Annotated in this window: 20 protein-coding genes and 1 riboswitch; of the genes, 7 read left to right on the top strand and 13 right to left on the bottom strand. The window is 72.4% G+C overall.

What is annotated here, in order from left to right; genetic code table 11:
* Window position 1: 1 nt before the first annotated feature.
* From ACN268_RS04685 to ACN268_RS04675, 3 genes are all read right to left on the bottom strand, one after another.
* On the bottom strand, window positions 2-712 hold the full coding sequence (locus ACN268_RS04685) for a GAF and ANTAR domain-containing protein (RefSeq protein ID WP_421481890.1): 711 nt from the start codon (window positions 710-712) through the stop codon (window positions 2-4).
* Window positions 713-879: 167 nt separating this feature from the next.
* Window positions 880-1416, bottom strand: a complete 537-nt coding sequence (locus ACN268_RS04680) for an RNA 2'-phosphotransferase (RefSeq protein WP_421481889.1) — start codon at window positions 1414-1416, stop codon at window positions 880-882.
* Between the two features lie 74 nt (window positions 1417-1490).
* Window positions 1491-2339 carry an SDR family oxidoreductase gene (locus tag ACN268_RS04675; protein ID WP_421481888.1) on the bottom strand — a complete coding sequence of 283 codons (849 nt, stop codon included), beginning with the start codon at window positions 2337-2339 and terminating at the stop codon, window positions 1491-1493.
* A gap of 120 nt (window positions 2340-2459) precedes the next feature.
* Between ACN268_RS04675 and ACN268_RS04670 the strand changes: the two genes are divergently transcribed.
* From ACN268_RS04670 to ACN268_RS04655, 4 genes are all read left to right on the top strand, one after another.
* Complete coding sequence (locus tag ACN268_RS04670) at window positions 2460-2855, top strand: winged helix-turn-helix transcriptional regulator (protein ID WP_421481887.1); 396 nt, start codon at window positions 2460-2462, stop codon at window positions 2853-2855.
* Window positions 2856-2922: 67 nt separating this feature from the next.
* Window positions 2923-3035, top strand: a riboswitch (SAM riboswitch).
* Window positions 3036-3302: 267 nt separating this feature from the next.
* Window positions 3303-4199, top strand: coding sequence for an ABC transporter substrate-binding protein (locus tag ACN268_RS04665; protein WP_421481886.1), 897 nt, complete (start codon window positions 3303-3305; stop codon window positions 4197-4199).
* 39 nt (window positions 4200-4238) lie between these two features.
* Window positions 4239-5033, top strand: a complete 795-nt coding sequence (locus ACN268_RS04660; RefSeq protein WP_421481885.1) for an amino acid ABC transporter permease — start codon at window positions 4239-4241, stop codon at window positions 5031-5033.
* Window positions 5030-5779 carry an amino acid ABC transporter ATP-binding protein gene (locus ACN268_RS04655; protein ID WP_421481884.1) on the top strand — a complete coding sequence of 250 codons (750 nt, stop codon included), beginning with the start codon at window positions 5030-5032 and terminating at the stop codon, window positions 5777-5779. Before ACN268_RS04660 ends, ACN268_RS04655 begins: the two co-directional genes overlap by 4 nt.
* Window positions 5780-5826: 47 nt before the next feature.
* On the opposite strand, the gene ACN268_RS04650 is transcribed toward ACN268_RS04655, so the two are convergent.
* A complete protein-coding gene (locus tag ACN268_RS04650; protein ID WP_421481883.1) occupies window positions 5827-6324 on the bottom strand; it encodes a hypothetical protein in 498 nt (165 codons plus the stop codon).
* A gap of 400 nt (window positions 6325-6724) precedes the next feature.
* Here ACN268_RS04650 and ACN268_RS04645 point away from each other — a divergent pair, with 400 nt between their 5' ends.
* A complete protein-coding gene (locus ACN268_RS04645) occupies window positions 6725-7057 on the top strand; it encodes a hypothetical protein (protein WP_421481881.1) in 333 nt (110 codons plus the stop codon).
* Between the two features lie 62 nt (window positions 7058-7119).
* Here ACN268_RS04645 and tatC read toward each other — a convergent pair whose 3' ends face one another.
* From tatC to ACN268_RS04620, 5 genes are all read right to left on the bottom strand, one after another.
* Window positions 7120-8073, bottom strand: a complete 954-nt coding sequence (tatC, locus tag ACN268_RS04640) for a twin-arginine translocase subunit TatC (protein ID WP_421481880.1) — start codon at window positions 8071-8073, stop codon at window positions 7120-7122.
* Between the two features lie 18 nt (window positions 8074-8091).
* Window positions 8092-8445 carry a Sec-independent protein translocase subunit TatA gene (gene tatA, locus ACN268_RS04635; protein ID WP_363655222.1) on the bottom strand — a complete coding sequence of 118 codons (354 nt, stop codon included), beginning with the start codon at window positions 8443-8445 and terminating at the stop codon, window positions 8092-8094.
* A gap of 214 nt (window positions 8446-8659) precedes the next feature.
* On the bottom strand, window positions 8660-8905 hold the full coding sequence (locus ACN268_RS04630; protein WP_421481879.1) for a hypothetical protein: 246 nt from the start codon (window positions 8903-8905) through the stop codon (window positions 8660-8662).
* 13 nt (window positions 8906-8918) lie between these two features.
* Window positions 8919-9914, bottom strand: a complete 996-nt coding sequence (locus ACN268_RS04625) for a helix-turn-helix transcriptional regulator (RefSeq protein WP_421481878.1) — start codon at window positions 9912-9914, stop codon at window positions 8919-8921.
* Window positions 9911-10909 carry a helix-turn-helix transcriptional regulator gene (locus tag ACN268_RS04620; protein ID WP_421481877.1) on the bottom strand — a complete coding sequence of 333 codons (999 nt, stop codon included), beginning with the start codon at window positions 10907-10909 and terminating at the stop codon, window positions 9911-9913. Before ACN268_RS04620 ends, ACN268_RS04625 begins: the two co-directional genes overlap by 4 nt.
* A 110-nt stretch (window positions 10910-11019) precedes the next feature.
* Here ACN268_RS04620 and ACN268_RS04615 point away from each other — a divergent pair, with 110 nt between their 5' ends.
* A complete protein-coding gene (locus ACN268_RS04615; protein WP_421481876.1) occupies window positions 11020-12090 on the top strand; it encodes a cation diffusion facilitator family transporter in 1071 nt (356 codons plus the stop codon).
* A 54-nt stretch (window positions 12091-12144) separates the two neighbouring features.
* Window positions 12145-13230 (top strand): DUF3866 family protein, encoded by a 1086-nt coding sequence (locus tag ACN268_RS04610; RefSeq protein WP_421481875.1) that lies wholly within the window; start codon window positions 12145-12147, stop codon window positions 13228-13230.
* Window positions 13231-13313: 83 nt separating this feature from the next.
* Here the strand turns inward: ACN268_RS04610 and ACN268_RS04605 are convergent, their stop codons facing one another.
* From ACN268_RS04605 to rfbA, 4 genes are all read right to left on the bottom strand, one after another.
* The gene (locus tag ACN268_RS04605) at window positions 13314-13511 is read right to left on the bottom strand and encodes a hypothetical protein (protein WP_088646859.1); all 198 of its coding nucleotides are present in this window, start codon (window positions 13509-13511) and stop codon (window positions 13314-13316) included.
* A gap of 55 nt (window positions 13512-13566) precedes the next feature.
* Window positions 13567-14925, bottom strand: coding sequence for a Pup--protein ligase (pafA, locus tag ACN268_RS04600; RefSeq protein ID WP_088646860.1), 1359 nt, complete (start codon window positions 14923-14925; stop codon window positions 13567-13569).
* 83 nt (window positions 14926-15008) lie between these two features.
* The gene (gene rfbC / locus ACN268_RS04595) at window positions 15009-15617 is read right to left on the bottom strand and encodes a dTDP-4-dehydrorhamnose 3,5-epimerase (protein WP_421481874.1); all 609 of its coding nucleotides are present in this window, start codon (window positions 15615-15617) and stop codon (window positions 15009-15011) included.
* Window positions 15614-16531 (bottom strand): glucose-1-phosphate thymidylyltransferase RfbA, encoded by a 918-nt coding sequence (gene rfbA / locus ACN268_RS04590; protein WP_421481873.1) that lies wholly within the window; start codon window positions 16529-16531, stop codon window positions 15614-15616. The genes rfbC and rfbA overlap by 4 nt, the downstream gene beginning before the upstream one ends.
* Window positions 16532-16599 lie beyond the last annotated feature (68 nt).

Below are 16599 nucleotides of genomic sequence, written 5' to 3'. Positions count from 1 at the left end.
TTCAGCGGCTGCCGGCGGTGGCCCGACCGACGAGGGCGGCGGCGACGTCGCGCAACCGGCGGTGGGAGTCCTGGGAGAGCTTGGCGAGGATGCCGAAGGCCTCGTCGGCGGTGCACCGGCGTTGCCCCATGATGATGCCCTTGGCCTGCTCGATCACCGCCCGGCTCTCCATCGCCGAGCGCATCTGTTCGGCCAGGGTGGCGGTGCTGGCGTAGAGGTGGGCGTTGGCCAGGGCCACCGCCGCGTACGCGGCGAACGTCCGGGCCAGTTCCACCGTCTCGGCGTCGAACGTGTGCGGCCGGACGCCGTAGAGGTTGAGGGCGCCCACCACCGCCTCCTGGATCGGCAGGCCGATCGCGACCACGCTGCCGATGCCGGCGTCGGCGGCCCGCGTCGCCCAGCCCGGCCAGCGTTCCTCGGTGCCGGTGTCGGGCACGACGAGGGTGTCGCCGGTGACCGAGGCGTCCAGGCACGGGCCGTGGCCCTGCCGGTACTGCCACTCGTCGAGCTGTCGCGCGGCGTCGCCGGTGACGGCGACGCTCTGCGGGCTGCCGCCGCGCAGCAGGGTCACCGACACCTCGGACACGCCACGCAGGCTGCGGCAGGCCAGGTCGGCGATCATCCCCAACACCTCGTCCACCCCCACCTCGTCGAGGCGGATCCGGCCGAGTCGGGTCAGGGCGTCGTGCGGGGAGAGCGGGGGCGCTGCCATCACGGCTCCTTTCCGGTGGGCGTCCCCCGGGCTGCCCGTGGTGGGGCGCGTCTGCCCCGGCCCGACGGTGGGCCCGACGCACCGGGGTGCGCACAATCCGCACCATACCCGCACCCGGGGCCGACCGCCCCCGCACGCACCGCCGACGGGCTGGCCACGGCGGCCGGTCAGGCCAGGTAGGCGGGCGGCACCGCGTCGGTGAGCCACACGCCGTTGGCGCTGCGGTAGAAGGTGTGCCCGTCGCGGGCCATGGCCGCCGCGTCGACGGTCAGCACCACCACCGCGCCGCCCCGGCGGGCCCCGACCCGCCGGGCCGTCGGCACGTCCGGCGACAGGTGTACGTGGTGTCGTCCGCCCCGGTTGAGCCCGGTGGCCCGGATCGAGTCGAGGGCCGCGGCCCCGGTGCCGTGGTAGAGCAGGGCGGGTGGCGGTTGCGCGGTCAGTCCCAGGTCGACCGGGTAGGAGTGGCCCTGGCTGGCCCGGATGCGTTCCACCCCGTCGGCGTCCCGGGTCACCGCGAACCGTTGCTTGTCGTCGTCGGCGACGACGGTGTCCAGGGTGGCCCGGTCGATGCGCAGGGCGGCCAGCAGGTCGGCGACGGTCACCCACCCGCCCGGGTCGGGGGCGAGGCCGAACCGGGCGGGTCGGTGGCGCAGGGCCAGGGAGATCCGTTTGCTGGTCCGTACCCGCGTCTGGTGATCCATGTCGAGCATTGTCGGACCGGGGGCGGGCCCGCTCCACCGGTTATCCGGTGCCGCGCCCGCCCCCTGCGGTCGGCTCAGCCGGCGGCGCGCAGCGCCTCGGTGAGGGTGGTGGGACGGCGGCCGAGCAGCTTCTCCAGGTCGGCCACGGGCACGTACAGCGCGCCCCGGGCGAGGCCCCGGTCGGCGTCGGCCAGGGTGGCCGCGTACGGCTCGGGCAGCCCGGCGGAGACGAGCATCTGGGTGTACGCCGGCACCGGCAGGTCGGTGTAGCGGACGTCGCGTCCACTCTGGCGGGACACCTCGGCGGCCAGTTCGGTCATGGTGAACGCCTCGCCGCCCAGTTCGTAGACCCGACCGGCGTGGCCCTCGGTGGTGAGCACCTCGGCGGCGGCCTCGGCGTAGTCGGCCCGGGTGGCGGCGCTGACCCGGCCGTCGCCGGCCGACCCGGCGACCCCGTGGGCCAGGTAGTTGGCCAGTTGACCTGTGTAGTTCTCCAGGTACCAGCTGTTGCGCAGCAGCACGTACGGCAGGCCCGAGGCGCGCAGTTCCTCCTCGGTGGCCCGGTGTTCGGCGGCCAGCAGCAGGTCGGAGGTGTCGGCGTGGGCGATGCTGGTGTAGACGACCAGGCCGACGCCGGCCTGACGGGCGGCCTCGATCACGTTGTGGTGCTGCGGCACCCGCTGGCCGACCTCGCTGCCGGAGACGAACATCAGCTTCTCGGCGTCGGCGAAGGCGGTACGCAGCGAGTCGGGGTCGGTGTAGTCGGCCGCCCGCACCACGACGCCCCGGTCGGCGAGGTCGGCGAGCCGGTCCACGGAGCGGCCGAGGGCCACGACCTGCCCGGCGGGTACGCCCCGGCGCAGCAGGGATTCGACGATCAGGCGGCCCAGGTGGCCGGTGGCCCCGGTGACGACGACGGACATGGCGCTCTCCTTCGGGTGGCGTGCTCTTGTCGTACTCGCCAACGCGCAGGTAGGAGCCGATACTTCCCGGCAGAGAGTAGGCACCTTGAAGTTTGTGACGCACTGATGGAGAGTAAAGAGATGAGACCCGACCCGTTCCAGCGCGACTGCGGCAGCCGGCAGGTCATCGACCGGATCGGTGACCGGTGGAGCGTGCTGGTCGTGCTCACCCTCGCCGACGGCGAACGCCGCTACAGCGAACTGGCCGAGCACATCGACGGGATCAGCCAGAAGATGCTCACCCAGACCCTGCGCGGGCTGGAACGCGACGGCCTGGTCACCCGCACCGTGCACGCCAGCGTCCCGCCCCGGGTCGACTACGCCCTCACCGACCTCGGCCGCAGCCTGCTCGACCTGGTCTCCGGCCTGGAAGCCTGGGCCACCACCCACCTCGCCGAGGTGCAGGCGGCCCGGGTCCGCTACGACGCCGAGGTCCTGGGCCGCCCGACGACCACCGCGCGGGCCGGCCGCCGGTAAGGGGCGGACGTGAGGGCCGTCATAACGGGTGGACGACCGGCCGGTCGCTGCTGCTAGATTTCGGGCAGGTCATGAGCGCCAGCGTCAAGCCCCGGCTCGCTGGCCGGCAACCCTCCGCCACGGTGGGGTGCTCCGGGTGAGGACCAGGCACCGGTGAACGACCCGGTGCAAGCGTGGCCTGGTCACCCCAGGTCGACACCGATCAGGGAGAACCCGTGTCGAACCACCCACCCGGCGACGGCGTCACCGCCGTGACCCGATCCGGCGTCCGGTCCGTCGGCGTCCGGCTGGTCAGGCGGCGGCACGTCGACCTCATGCGGGTGCACAGCGACTCCTGTCGCCGCCGCTAGTCGGACCCCTCTTCCCGTGACACCCCAGCGGGATGCCCGGTGGGCATCCCGTCGGCGGCGCGCGTCCGCCGCCGCCCGACCACCTCCGGAGACACCCGTGCGATTCCTTCCTGCCCTGCCCACCCCCCGACTGTTCCGCGCCACCTGGACGCGGGTCGCCGCGCTCGGCGTCGCCGCCCTGCTCGCCGGCACCGCGCTGACCGCCTGCGGCGGCGACTCCGAGGCGGCCGACAACCCGTACGGCCTGCTCCAGCCGGGGGTGCTGCGCGCCGGCACGCTCACCGACGCCCCACCGAACGTCTACCTCAAGGACGGCACGTTCACCGGCTTCGACAACGACCTGCTCGTCGCCGTCGCCGGCAGGGTCGGGCTGAAGGTCGAGTTCGTCGGCACCGACTTCTCGGCGCTGCTGTCCCAGGTCAACAACCGCAAGTTCGACGTCGGCAGCTCCTCGATCACCGTCACCGAGGCCCGGAAGAAGACCGTCGACTTCGGCAACGGCTACGACTTCGGCTACTTCGGCCTCGACGTGCCGGCCGGCTCCCCGCTCACCGGCTTCGACCAGCTCGCCGGCAAGCGGGTGGTGGTCGTGCAGGGCACCGTGCAGGACGACTACGCCACCTCCCGCAAGCTCGACCCGGTGCGGGTGCCCGACTACAACGGGGCGATCAACCAGCTCAAGGCCGGCACCGCCGACGCCTGGATCGCCCCCGCCGAGATCGGCGAGAAGTCGGCCGCCGACAGCAACGGCAAGATCACGGTTGCGGCCACGGAGTTGAGCCCGGCCCCCACCGCGTACGCCGTCGCCAAGGGCAACGACGCGCTGCGCGAGGCGTTGGACAAGGGCCTCGACGAGGTCATCGCCGACGGCACCTGGACCCGGCTCCAGCAGCAGTACTACCCGGGTCGGCCGATCCCGGCCGGCTTCACCCCCGGCAGCGGCGACGTCACCGCCCCGGGCGCGGCGACGCCGTCGGCGTCGGCCACCTCCTGACGGTACGACCAGACCAGCGAGCGGGGCGGTAGGAGAACCATGGATCCGTTGAGCACCCTGTGGGAGACCTTCTTCGACGGGGACGCCATGCGCGAGGCGCTGCCCGAGATGCTGACCGTCGGGCTGCCCAACACGCTGATCCTGGCGGTCTCCGCCGCCCTGCTCGGCTCGGTGCTGGGCATGGCGCTGGCCGTGGCGGGCATCTCCCGTACCCGGTGGTTGCGCTGGCCGGCCCGGGTCTACACCGACGTGTTCCGGGGCCTGCCCGCCGCCGCCACCATCCTGCTGATCGGCGTCGGCCTGGCCCCGCTCGGCATGCAGGTGTGGGGCCCCAACCCGTACCCGCTGGGCATCCTGGCGCTGTCGCTGATCGCCGCCGCGTACATCGGGGAGATCTTCCGATCCGGTATCCAGAGCGTGGAGGCCGCGCAGCTGGAGGGGGCCCGCGCGCTGGGCTTCTCCTGGGGTGAGGCGATGCGCCTGGTGATCGTCCCGCAGGGCGTACGCCGGGTGCTGCCGGCCTGGGTGAACCAGCTGATCGCGCTGATCAAGGACTCCAGCCTGGTCTACTTCCTCGGCCTGCTGGCCAGCCAGCGGGAGCTGTTCCGGATCGGGCAGGACTACGCGGCCAACACCGGCAACCAGTCGGCGCTGCTGCTGGCCGGCCTGTGCTACCTGCTACTGACCGTGCCGCTGACGCACGCGGTCAACGCCATCGACCGCCGGCTGCGCCAGGGTCGGGCAGCCACCGTCGACCCTGACGACGACGGCGGGCTGGCCCTGGCCGGCGCGACCGTTCCACCACCACGCCCCACCCGGGAGGACCCCCGATGAGCACCGGCACCGCGACCACCACCTCGGTCAGCCTCGGCCTGCGCGACGTGCACCTGGCCTTCGGGACGAACCGGGTGCTGCGCGGCGTCGACCTGGACGTCGCCCGGGGCGCCACGGCCTGCGTCATCGGCCCGTCCGGCTCCGGCAAGTCCACCCTGCTGCGCACCGTGAACCGGCTGATCGAACCGGACTCCGGTGACGTCCTGCTCGACGGGCGCAGCGTGCTGCGCGACGACCCGGACGCCCTGCGGCAGCGCGTCGGGATGGTCTTCCAGCAGTTCAACCTGTTCCCGCACATGACCGTGCTGCGCAACATCACCCTGGCGTTGCGCCGGCTCAAGAAGCTGCCCGAGGAGGAGGCGGTGGCGCTGGCCCGTTCCCAGTTGGCGCTGGTCGGCCTCGCCGCCAAGGCCGACTCCCGGCCCGCCCACCTCTCCGGCGGGCAGCAGCAGCGGGTCGCGATCGCCCGCGCGCTGGCCCTGCAACCCCAGGTGATGCTCTTCGACGAGGCCACCTCGGCGCTGGACCCGGAACTGGTCAAGGGGGTGCTCGGGGTGATGGCCGACCTTGCCGCCGGGGGCATGACGATGGTGGTGGTCACCCACGAGATGGGCTTCGCCCGCTCGGTCGCCGACACCGTCGCGTTCATGGACCACGGCGTCGTGCTGGAGGCCGGCGCACCGGCGGCGGTCTTCGAGTCACCGCGGCACCCCCGGCTGCGCCGCTTCCTGTCCCAGGTGCTGTGAGCACGCCGGCCGGCGACCGGAGCACCCGCTCCGGTCGCCGGCTCGGGTCAGGGGGTGGTGAACAGCGCCATCCCGGTGGGCGCGGAGCGGGTCCCCATGTAGATCTGGGGGTTGCCGAAGCGGTCGAGGGAGGCGCTGAACTTCACCGTCATCGAGTACGAGCGCGAGCACGGGAAGCCCACCCGTGGCGTACAGGTGCTGGCTGCGATCTTGCCGGTCCAGTACCTGGTCGACGAGCCGATCGAGTCGGTCGGGATCGACACGCCGTCGATGAAGAAACCGAGGTTCTTGCCCGTCGAGTTGACCTGTGCGGTGCCGACGGAGGCGGCCCAGGCTGACGGGGCCTGATTGCTGCACGCCGTGAAGTGGAAGTCCACCTGGCCGTACCGCACGTTCGAGATGCCGGAACCCGGATAGACCGAAAAGGTCGGAGAGGTGCACGCAGCCTGCGCCGCCGCCGGGGCCACCGCTACCGCCGCCGCAACCGCAGGAACGACAGCGAGCATGCGGGCCACACGACGCCTGGACATCAGTTTTCCGTTCATGGTGACTTCCTCCGCCACTATTCGTGGACGCCATCGCCGGTTTTGCGGTCGTACGCCCTTCAGCCGGCCGGTGACGTCAAGTCCGATGGACACCAAAGGTCTATCGGTACGGCGGTCGTGGAATCTACGGCGCGATCGGACGCACACTCTGTGTGTGCCCAGGAGCAGCAGAGTCCGTCAAACCCCTGGCCCGGAACGCCGGACGCGGGGAGGGCACGGCGATAACAGCCCGCACCAGTGCCAATCGGGCAGGATTGGCGCGGCTGGCGGGGTCGGGCACGGTCCCGGTGCGCCCCACCGCGCTTGACAGGGCGCAGGCGCCCGGGTTGCATGGGGTGCACGAACGACCAGGAATGGAACTGGCGTACGTGACACATCGCGTTCACACGGGGGTTAGCGCGTGAAATTTGAATATCTTCGCGACCTGGACAAACTGTTCTCCCACCGTTGGGAGGCACTCGTTATTCTCTGCCTCGCGGATCAGCCCGCACGATTCAGCGAATTAGCGCGCGCCACTGTCGAAAAGGCCGGGGTCCGACTGCCGGACGGGAACATCACCCGCTCCCTGGACCGGCTGCGACGAAAAGGCTTGGTGGGTGTACGGATGGACGATCGGCACCGGGCCTACGAGCTGACCGGCAGCGGCCAACGGCGGGCATCCGAACTGAGGTTCTTGTTGGAGGCGATGGAGGACCGCGAACACGACGATCGGGTCGGCACCACTCCGCGCTGATCTCGCCCTACGGATCGGGCCCCCGACGGCAACACCGTCAGGGGCCCGCGACGGCTACGCCGTCAGGTCATGTCGTCGTAGCGGCGGTCGATCGGCCTGGGCGGGGCGACCGGCTCGGAGGCGTGCACCGGCTCGGACAACTCCAGCTCCGGTGTCGCCACCACCGGATCGTCGTCCAACTCCAGCGGCGACACCTCGTCGTCACTCAATCCCGCATAGGAGCCGTCGCGCCGCCTCCTGCGCCGGTCGTTGATGAACGCCACCCCGACCGCGACGAAGTACAGCAGCGACAGCGAGAGGGCCAGCAGCGTCATGCCGAACGGACCCGGGTCCGGGGTGGCGATCGCGGCGAAGGCGAAGCAGATGAAGATGACCGCCCGCCACCAGCTCAGCAGGCGCTTCGCGCTCGCCACGCCGGTGAAGTTGAGCATCAGCAGGATCAGCGGGAACTCGAACGCCACCCCGAACAGCAGGATCATGTTCGTGACGAACGAGATGTAGCGGGTCACCTCGAGCTGGGTCGACAGCCCGGTGACACCGGACTCCATCAGGAACGCGAGCCCCTTGTCCACCACCAGGTAGGCCAGGACCGCACCGGCGGCGAACAGCGGCGCCGCGATCGACACGAAGACGTACGCCCACTTGCGTTCGTGCCGGTGCAGGCCGGGCGCGATGAACGCCCACAGCTGGTAGAGCCAGACCGGCGCGCCGACGATCAGACCTATCCACAGCGCCAGCTTCAGCTTGAGGATGAAGCCGTCCGCCGGTGACAACTGGAGGAACTGCTGACACTCACCCGAACCGTCGAGGGCACCGGGCAGGCGGCAGTACGGCTCCTTGAGCAGATCGAACGCGGGCTGCGCGAGCCAGAAGCCCACGATCAGACCCACCACGATCGCCAGCGAGGCGCGGAACAGCCGGTTCCGCAGCTCACGGACATGTTCCATGAGCGTCATGGAGCCGTCGGCGGCCCGTTCGAAGGTGCTGGGGCCGCGCTTACGGAGTGCGAAGGCCACGGTTATCGGGCCCTTCGGTCAGTTGTCGCGGACGCGCTGCACCGGGTCGACCGGCGGGGCGAGCGGCTGCTGCGGAGCCTGCGGCGGCGCGTACTGCTGCTGAGGCTGCGGGGCGTACTGCTGCTGGGGCTGCGGCGCGTACGGCTGCTGCTGCACGGGCTGCTGCTGGGGCGGCAGCGGCTGGTAGCCGGCCTGCGCGTCGGCCTTCTCGGCCAGGTCGCGGTCGTCGTCGGCCAGGCTCTTGGTCTCCGCCTTGATGATCCGCAGCGAACGGCCGAGCGAGCGGGCCGCGTCGGGGAGCCGCTTCGCGCCGAACAGCAGGATCAGCACGACCACGAGTACGGCGATGTGCCACGGCTTGAGGGCACCCATGGGAAGCTCCAGTCGCTCTGTGTCGAAGGGTGTGTCGAAGCCCATCGTACGTGCGTGACGGGCTGCTGCCACCCGCCGGGCCACCGCTGATGCGGCCCGGCCGGTGAAGTCTTGACCACCTGCGAGTGTCCCGTCAACCACCTGGACGGGTGCAGAGCTGCGTGAAACGGACTCCAGACAGGCTGCGGGCGGGTCGCCCACCGACCGCTGTCGATCAACTCCCGCGCTTCGCCTTGATCAGTTCGAGCCGCTGCTGGGTCGTCTCGGTCTGCCGTTGCAACGCCTCGGCCCGTTCCTGCAACGCCTCGGCGCTGTGCCGCAGCGTCTCGGCCTCGGCCTGGCGACGCTGCAACGCCATCGCCGCCCGGCGCAGCCGGGGCAGTCGCACCAGCACCGGACGGACCGCCAGGGCCAACACGACCAGCGCGAACAGCAGCACCGCCAGAACGATCCACTTCACCACGGCGGTCAGCCTACCGGCACGGCACCGCGCCCGCCGGGCCGGCCGAGGCGGGCGTCGCGTACGCCTCCAACGCGGCGGCGGCCTGGGCGCGTACCTGGGTGGCCAGCTCGACCGGGGCGAGGACGGTGACGTCCGGGCCGAGCCCGAGCACGAAGCGGCGGGCCCAGTCGAGATCGGTCACCCGCAGCGACACCAGCCAGTGGTCGCCGTCGACCTCGACCCGCTCGCACGGGTAGTACTCGGTGATCCACCGCTCGCCCCGGCCGATCCGCAGGGTGATCAGCGGCAGGTCCGGTGACGGCTGGAACACCCCCTGCCGCAGGTCGTGCGGACGGGCCTGCGGCGGCACCACGGCCGGCTCGTCCAGCTCGACCACCGCGTCGATCCGGTCGGCCCGGAACAACCGGACCGCCTCGGCGCGGCGGCACCACGCCTCGACGTACGCGCGACCGTCGACCATCAGCATCCGCAGCGGGTCGATGACCCGGTCGGTGCTCTCGTCCCGGGCGGCGGTGTAGTAGGTGATCCGCAGCGCCCGCCGTCGCTCGACCGCGGCGCGCAGCTCCTGCACCCGCTGGCTCTCCCCGGGCAGCCGGACCGCCACCGGGGCGCCGACCAGGTCACCGGCCGCGTTCTCGATCTTGGCCAGGGCCCGTTCGACGGCCTCCCGGTTGGCCACCCCGGGGGTCTCGGCGAGCATCCGCAGCGCCACCACCAGGGCCAGCGCCTCGTCCGGGGTGAGGCGCAGCGGCCGGTCGATGCCGGCGTCGTAGGTGATGGTCACCCGGTCGCCGTCGAAGGCCATGTCGATCAGGTCACCCGGGCCGTAGCCGGGCAGCCCGCAGACCCAGAGCAGCTCCAGGTCCTCGCGCAGCTGCCGTTCGGTGACGCCCAGGTCGCCGGCCGCCTCGGCGATCTCGATGCCCGGCCGGGCCAGCAGGTAGGGCACCAGGTTCAGCAGCCGGGCCAGCCGGTCGGCGGAGGTGCGCGCGGCGGGGCGGGTCACCGGGCACCCCCGGCCACGGCCAACTCGTCGTGCCGGGCGGCGATCTCCTTGAGCCGTTGGATCACCGCGTCGCGCACCTCGGGTGGGTCCAGGACCCGGACGTCCGGGCCGTAGCCGACGAGCTGACCGGCCAGCGACTCCGGATCGGCGTACGGCAGCACCAGCCGGTCGCCGTCGGGGCCGGGCACGCTCTGCACCGCCCACCGGCGCAGCCCGGCGGCCCGCCCGGGGGTGGCCAGCACGGTGGCCCGACCGGTCCGCTCGACCGGCCCGGACCAGGTGGCCACGTGCGAGATCAGGTCGACACCGGCCGGCGGCTCGTAGCCGCCGGGCGCACCGGTGACCCGGACCGCGCCGGTCACCCGGGACAGCCGGAAGCAACGCGTCGCCGCCCGGTCCCGGTCGTGGCCCACGACGTACCAGCGGCCCCGCCAGCAGACCACGCCCCACGGCTGCAGCCGGCGGCGGGTCGGCGCGTCCCGGTCGGGCACCCGGTAGTCGAAGGTGACCTCGCGGCGGTCCCGGGCGGCGGCGGTGAGCGGGGCGAACGCCGGATCGACGGTGACCATCGGCTCCAGCCCCAGGGTGGCCTGCGGGTCGACGTCCACGCCGGCCGCGCGCAGCTTGGCCAGCCCCGAGGAGGCGGCGGCGGCCAGCCCGGCGTGCTGCCACAACCGGGCGGCGATGCCCACCGCGGCGGCCTCGTCCGGTTCGAGCGGAATGTCGGGCAGGGCGTACTCCCGGTGGGCGATCCGGTAACCGGGCTCGGCGTCGAACACGCTGGCCGTCCCGGTCTCCAGCGGCACCCCCAGCTCGCGCAGTTCCGCCTTGTCCCGCTCGAACTTGCGCTGGAACGCCTCGTGTTCCCGGGCGTCGTCCGGATCGTGTTCGTAGCCGGGTACGGTCGCGGCGATCTGCGCGGCGGTCAGGAACCGCCTGGTGGACAGCAGACAGATCACCAGGTTGACCAGGCGTTCGGTACGACTCCGCGACACGGGGTGAACGCTAGCAGCCCGGGCGCGATACCCGTGCACCCGCGCGGGGTGTGGCGTGACGGACACCCCGCCGCCCAGCGCAGGCGGCCCGGCGGACTTACGGTGACCGCATGGCGGAGGCCGAAGGCAACAGCGAGAGCGTCGGCACGGTCGTGGTGGCGGGGGCGGCGAACCTCGCCATCGCGGTGGCGAAGCTGGTCGCCGGGATCATCTCCGGCTCGGCGGCGATGCTCTCCGAGGCGGCCCACTCGGTCGCCGACACCACCACCGAGGTGCTGCTCTACCTGGCGTTGCGCCGGGGGGCCCGGCCCGCCGACGTCAGGCACCCGTTCGGGTACGGCAAGGAGAGCTACGTCTGGGCGTTCCTGGCCGCGCTGTTCACCTTCGTGGCCGGTGCCGGCTTCGCGATCACCCACGGTGTGACCACCATCCTGGTGCACGAGCACAGCGGCGACTACCTGATCTCGTACGTGGTGCTGGCGGTCTCCTTCGCCATCGAGTCGGTGTCGCTGGCCCGCGCGGTCCGCCAGGTACGCGGCGAGTCCCGCCGCTGGGGGACCACCCCGCGCCGGTTCCTGCGGCTGACCGCCGACACCACCGTCAAGGCGGTGTTCCTGGAGGACAGCGCCGCCCTGGTCGGCCTGCTCATCGCGGGGGTCGGGCTGGGCCTGTCGCAGTGGACCGGCGACGAACTGTTCGACGGCGTCGCCTCGATCCTGATCGGCCTGCTGCTGCTCGTCGTCGCCGCCATCCTGGCCAGGAGCAACATCTCGCTGCTGGTCGGCCGGGCGGTGCCCGAACGGCTGCACCACGAGATCGAACGCGAGCTGGCCGGCCTGCCGACGGTGGACCGGGTCGACACGCTGCTGACCATGCAGCTCGGCCCGGACGACATCCTGGTGGCCGCCAAGATCGACTTCCGGGACGAGGCGACCGGGGCCGACATCGAGGCCGACGCCGACGAGGCCGAACGGCGGCTCACCGACCGCTACCCGGAGATCGGGTACGTCTTCCTCGACCCCACCCGGTCCCTGCCCGGCGCCGGCCGCCACGCCCGGCGGACCCAGCAGGAGCCCGACCCGGTGCGCGACGCCCCGCCCGACACGGCGTACCCCGGCCCGGCCGCCGACGCGCGCCCGACCGACGGGCCGTCCGATCAGGAGGCCGACGGCCGACGCTGACCGCGGCCGGCCCCGCACGCGGCCGGCCGGGCCGCCGGCGATAGCGTGCCGGGCATGGTGCGATGGCGGTCCGGGACGGTCACGGCGGTACGGCGACGGTGGGCCGGCGCGGTGGAACTCGACGTCGCCCTGCCCGACGGGGCCACCATGCGCGCGCTGGCCTACCCGGAGCTGGTCGGCGACCCCGTCCCCGGCGACCGGGTGCTGCTCAACGCCGGCGCGCTGCTGATGGGCCTCGGCACCGGCGGGTACGCCCTGGTGGTCGCCCTGCCCGACCGGCTGCCCGCCGACCCGCCGCAGGCCGGCGACACCCGCGACGCCGGGCACCTGGTCAAGGCCCGGTACACCCCGTTGCAGCCGATCATGCTCGGGGTCGACGAGGAGGCGTCGCCGCACCACGCGCTGCTCGCCGCCGTCGACGACCTGGACGGGCTGCCGGTGGTCACCGCCGACCTGCACTCCGCCCTGCCGGCGATCCTGGCCGGCATCCACGCCGACGCCCCCCGGGCCCGGGTGGCGTACCTGCTCACCGACGGCGGCGCGCTGCCGGCCTGGTTCTCCCGCACCCTCGACGGGCTGCGCGACGTGCTGGTCGGCACGGTCAGCGTCGGGCAGGCGTTCGGCGGGGACCTGGAGGCGGCCACCCTGCACACCGGCCTGCTGGCCGCCCGGCACGTGCTCCGCGCCGACGTGGCAATCGTCGCGCAGGGGCCGGGCAACCTGGGCACCGGCACCCGGTGGGGGTTCTCCGGCGTCGCCGTCGGGGAGGCGGTCAACGCGGTGGCGGTGCTGGGTGGCCGGCCGGTCGGGTCGCTACGGATCTCCGACGCCGACGCCCGCCCCCGGCACCAGGGGGTGTCGCACCACAGCCTCACCGCGTACGGCCGGGTGGCGCTGGCCCCGGCGGAGCTGGTGGTGCCGGACGGACTGCCGCCGGAGCTGGCGGCCCGGGTGGACGCCGCGCTGGCCCCGCTGGCCGACCGGCACACCCTGGTCCGGGTCGACACCGACGGGCTGGACGCCGCGCTACGGGCCCTGCCGGTGCGACTGTCCACGATGGGCCGTGGTCTGGACGCCGACCACGCCTACTTCCTCGCGGCGGCAGCCGCCGGCCGGCACGCCGCCGCGCTGCTCGGCTGACCGGGCGGCACCACCCGGCAGCGCGGTCTGCGCGACCGTCACCGCTGACCCGAGGTCCCGCCGAAGCCGGTGCCGGACCGGCGTCAGCCGACCAGGAAGATCAACGCGAGCCAGCCGACCACGATGACGACCAGCGCCACGGTCAGCACCCAGGTCGGCACGGTGTACTCGCCCCGGCGGTTGCGGGCGATCTCGTCGCGGATCTTCGCCCGACGCCTGTCGATCCAGTTGAGCCGCTGGGTGTCGCCGCGCTCGCGGTCGGCGGATTCGGAATCGTTCATCGCCCCGCCAGCCTACCGGTGGGCCGGCGGCCGTCACCGACCGCCGGCCCCCTGGTCACATGCTCGCGATCAACCGCTCCACCCGCTCGTCGTACGCCCGGAACGGGTCCTTGCAGAGCACGGTGCGCTGCGCCTGGTCGTTGAGCTTCAGGTGCACCCAGTCGACGGTGAAGTCGCGCCGCTTCTCCTGGGCGTGCCTGATGAACTCGCCGCGCAGCCGGGCCCGGGTGGTCTGCGGCGGGGTCTCCTTGGCCTCGAAGATCTCCGGGTCGGTGGCCACCCGGTCCACCTGGCCGCGCCGCTCCAGCAGCCCGTACAGGCCCCGGCCCCGGCGCAGGTCGTGGTAGGCCAGGTCCATCTGCGCCACCCGGGGGTGCGACAGCGGCAGGTCGTGCTTGCGCTGGTAGCGCTCGATCAGCCGGAGCTTGCTCACCCAGTCGATCTCCCGGGCCACCGGGTCCAGGTTGCCGCTCTCCACCGCGTTCAACACCCGGCCCCACAGCTCCACCACCCGCTTGGCGGTCTGGTCGCCGCCGCGACGCTCGACGAACTCGGTGGCCCGCGCCAGGTACTCCTGCTGGATCTCCAGGGCGCTGACCTCCTTGCCGGAGGCGAGGCGTACCTTGCGCCGGCCGGTGATGTCGTGCGACACCTCCCGGATGGCCCGGATCGGGTTCTCCAGCGACAGGTCGCGCATCACCACGCCCGCCTCGATCATCCGCAGCACGATGTCGGCCGAACCGACCTTGAGCAGCGTGGTGACCTCGTTCATGTTGGAGTCGCCGACGATGACGTGCAACCGCCGGTAGCGCTCGGCGTCGGCGTGCGGCTCGTCACGGGTGTTGATGATCGGCCGGCTGCGGGTGGTCGCCGAGGAGACGCCCTCCCAGATGTGCTCGGCCCGCTGGGACAGGCAGTAGACCGCCCCGCGCGGGGTCTGCAACACCTTGCCGGCGCCGCAGATCAACTGCCTGGTGACCAGGAACGGGATGAGCACGTCGGCGAGCCGGCCGAACTCACCGTGCCGGGACACCAGGTAGTTCTCGTGGCAGCCGTACGAGTTGCCGGCCGAGTCGGTGTTGTTCTTGAACAGGTAGATCTCACCCGCGATGCCCTCGTCGTGCAGCCGCTTCTCCGCATCGACGAGCAGGCCCTCCAGGATGCGTTCACCGGCCCGGTCGTGGGCGACCAGGTCGGTGACCGAGTCGCACTCCGGAGTGGCGTACTCCGGGTGCGACCCGACGTCCAGGTAGAGCCGGGCCCCGTTGCGCAGGAACACGTTGCTCGACCGGCCCCACGACACCACCCGGCGGAACAGGTACCGGGCGACCTCGTCTGGGGACAGCCGTCGCTGCCCGCGATAGGTGCAGGTGACGCCGTACTCGGTCTCGAGGCCGAAGATTCGCCGCTCCATGATGTGACACTAGCCGCCCGGAGGGTCGGTTCGTCACTGTCACAGCACAGGTAGTGTGCTCCGGTCACTCGGATCCGGTCCGGCTATGCCGTCCCGTCCCGCCCCACGCCGGCCACGAACTCCTGGCAGGCGGCGTGGTCCGGCAGCATTCCCGCCGCCCTGGCCTGCGCGAACGTCGGTGCCGCCGCGTCCCGGGCGGACAGTTGCGGCACCTCGACCGGCCACTCGATGCCCAACTCCGGGTCGAGCGGGTGCACCGCGTGTTCCCCGGTCGGGTTGTAGGTGGTCGAACAGAGGTAGCTCAGGGTCGCGTCGTCGGTCAACGCGCAGAAGCCGTGCCCCAGCCCCTCGGCCAGGTAGACCGCCCGCCGGTCGGTGTCGTCCAGCCGGACGCCCTCCCAGCGGCCGAAGGTCGGCGAGCCGGTCCGCAGGTCCACCACCACGTCGAGCACCGCCCCGCGTACGCAGGTGACGTACTTGGCCTGGCCGGGCGGGACGTCGGCGAAGTGGATGCCACGCACCACGCCCCGGCCGGAGACCGACAGGTTGGCCTGGGCCAGCCGCAGCGGGTGACCGACCGCCTCGGCGAGGTGGTCGAACCGGTACCACTCCATGAACAGGCCGCGCGGGTCGCCGTGCTGCCGCGGGGTGACCTCCCAGGCGCCCTCGATGCTCAGCGGGCGAATCTTCACCGCACCCCCTCCGATCCCGACCGCGCCGCCCTCGGCACCGCCTCGTCGTGCCCGTCGGCCAGCAGGCCCAGCAGGTAGTCGCCGTAGCCGCTCTTGGTCAGCGGCTCGGCCAGCGCGCGGAGCCGGGCGTCGTCGATCAGGCCGGCCCGCCAGCAGACCTCCTCGACGCAGCCGATCTTCATGCCCTGCCGTTCCTCGATCACCCGGACGAACTCGCCGGCCTGCATCATCGAGGTGAACGTGCCGGTGTCCAGCCAGGCGGTGCCCCGGTCCAGCACGGTGACCGACAGCTCGCCGGCCTCCCGGTACGCCTCGTTGACCGCGGTGATCTCCAGCTCGCCCCGGGCGCTCGGGGTGAGCTTGCCGGCGATCTCGACCACCCGGTTGTCGTAGAAGTACAGTCCCGGCACCGCGTAGCGGGACTTCGGCCGGGCCGGCTTCTCCTCGATCGACAGCACCCGGCCGTCGGCGTCGAAGTCGACCACGCCGTACGCCTGCGGGTTGGCCACCGGGTAGGCGAACACCCGACCGCCGACCAGGTCGCCGTTGTCGGCCAACTGCCGGCCGAGGCCGACGCCGTGGAAGATGTTGTCACCCAGCACCAGCGCCACCGAGTCGTCGCCGATGAAGTCCGCGCCGAGCACGAACGCCTGCGCGATGCCCTCCGGGCGGGCCTGGGCGACGTACTCCAGCCGCAGCCCCCACTGGCTGCCGTCGCCGAGCAGCCGCTGGAACTGGTCCTGGTCCTCCGGGGTGGTGATCACCAGGATCTCCCGCACCCCGGACATCACCAGCGTCGACAGCGGGTAGTAGACCATCGGCTTGTCGAAGATCGGCATCAGCTGCTTGGACACCGCCCGGGTGATCGGCCACAGCCGGGACCCGGTGCCACCAGCGAGAAGGATTCCACGCACCGGGGGAGCCTACCGGGACCGACGCGAACCGGACACCGGGGTCACGGTCCCCGGAGCAGCGGGCCGGT

Source organism: Micromonospora sp. WMMD735 (genome assembly GCF_049178995.1).
Classification (GTDB): domain Bacteria; phylum Actinomycetota; class Actinomycetes; order Mycobacteriales; family Micromonosporaceae; genus Micromonospora; species Micromonospora wenchangensis.
The sequence above is the reverse complement of the archived record's forward strand: the minus strand, read 5'-3'. Positions and strand labels throughout refer to the sequence as shown.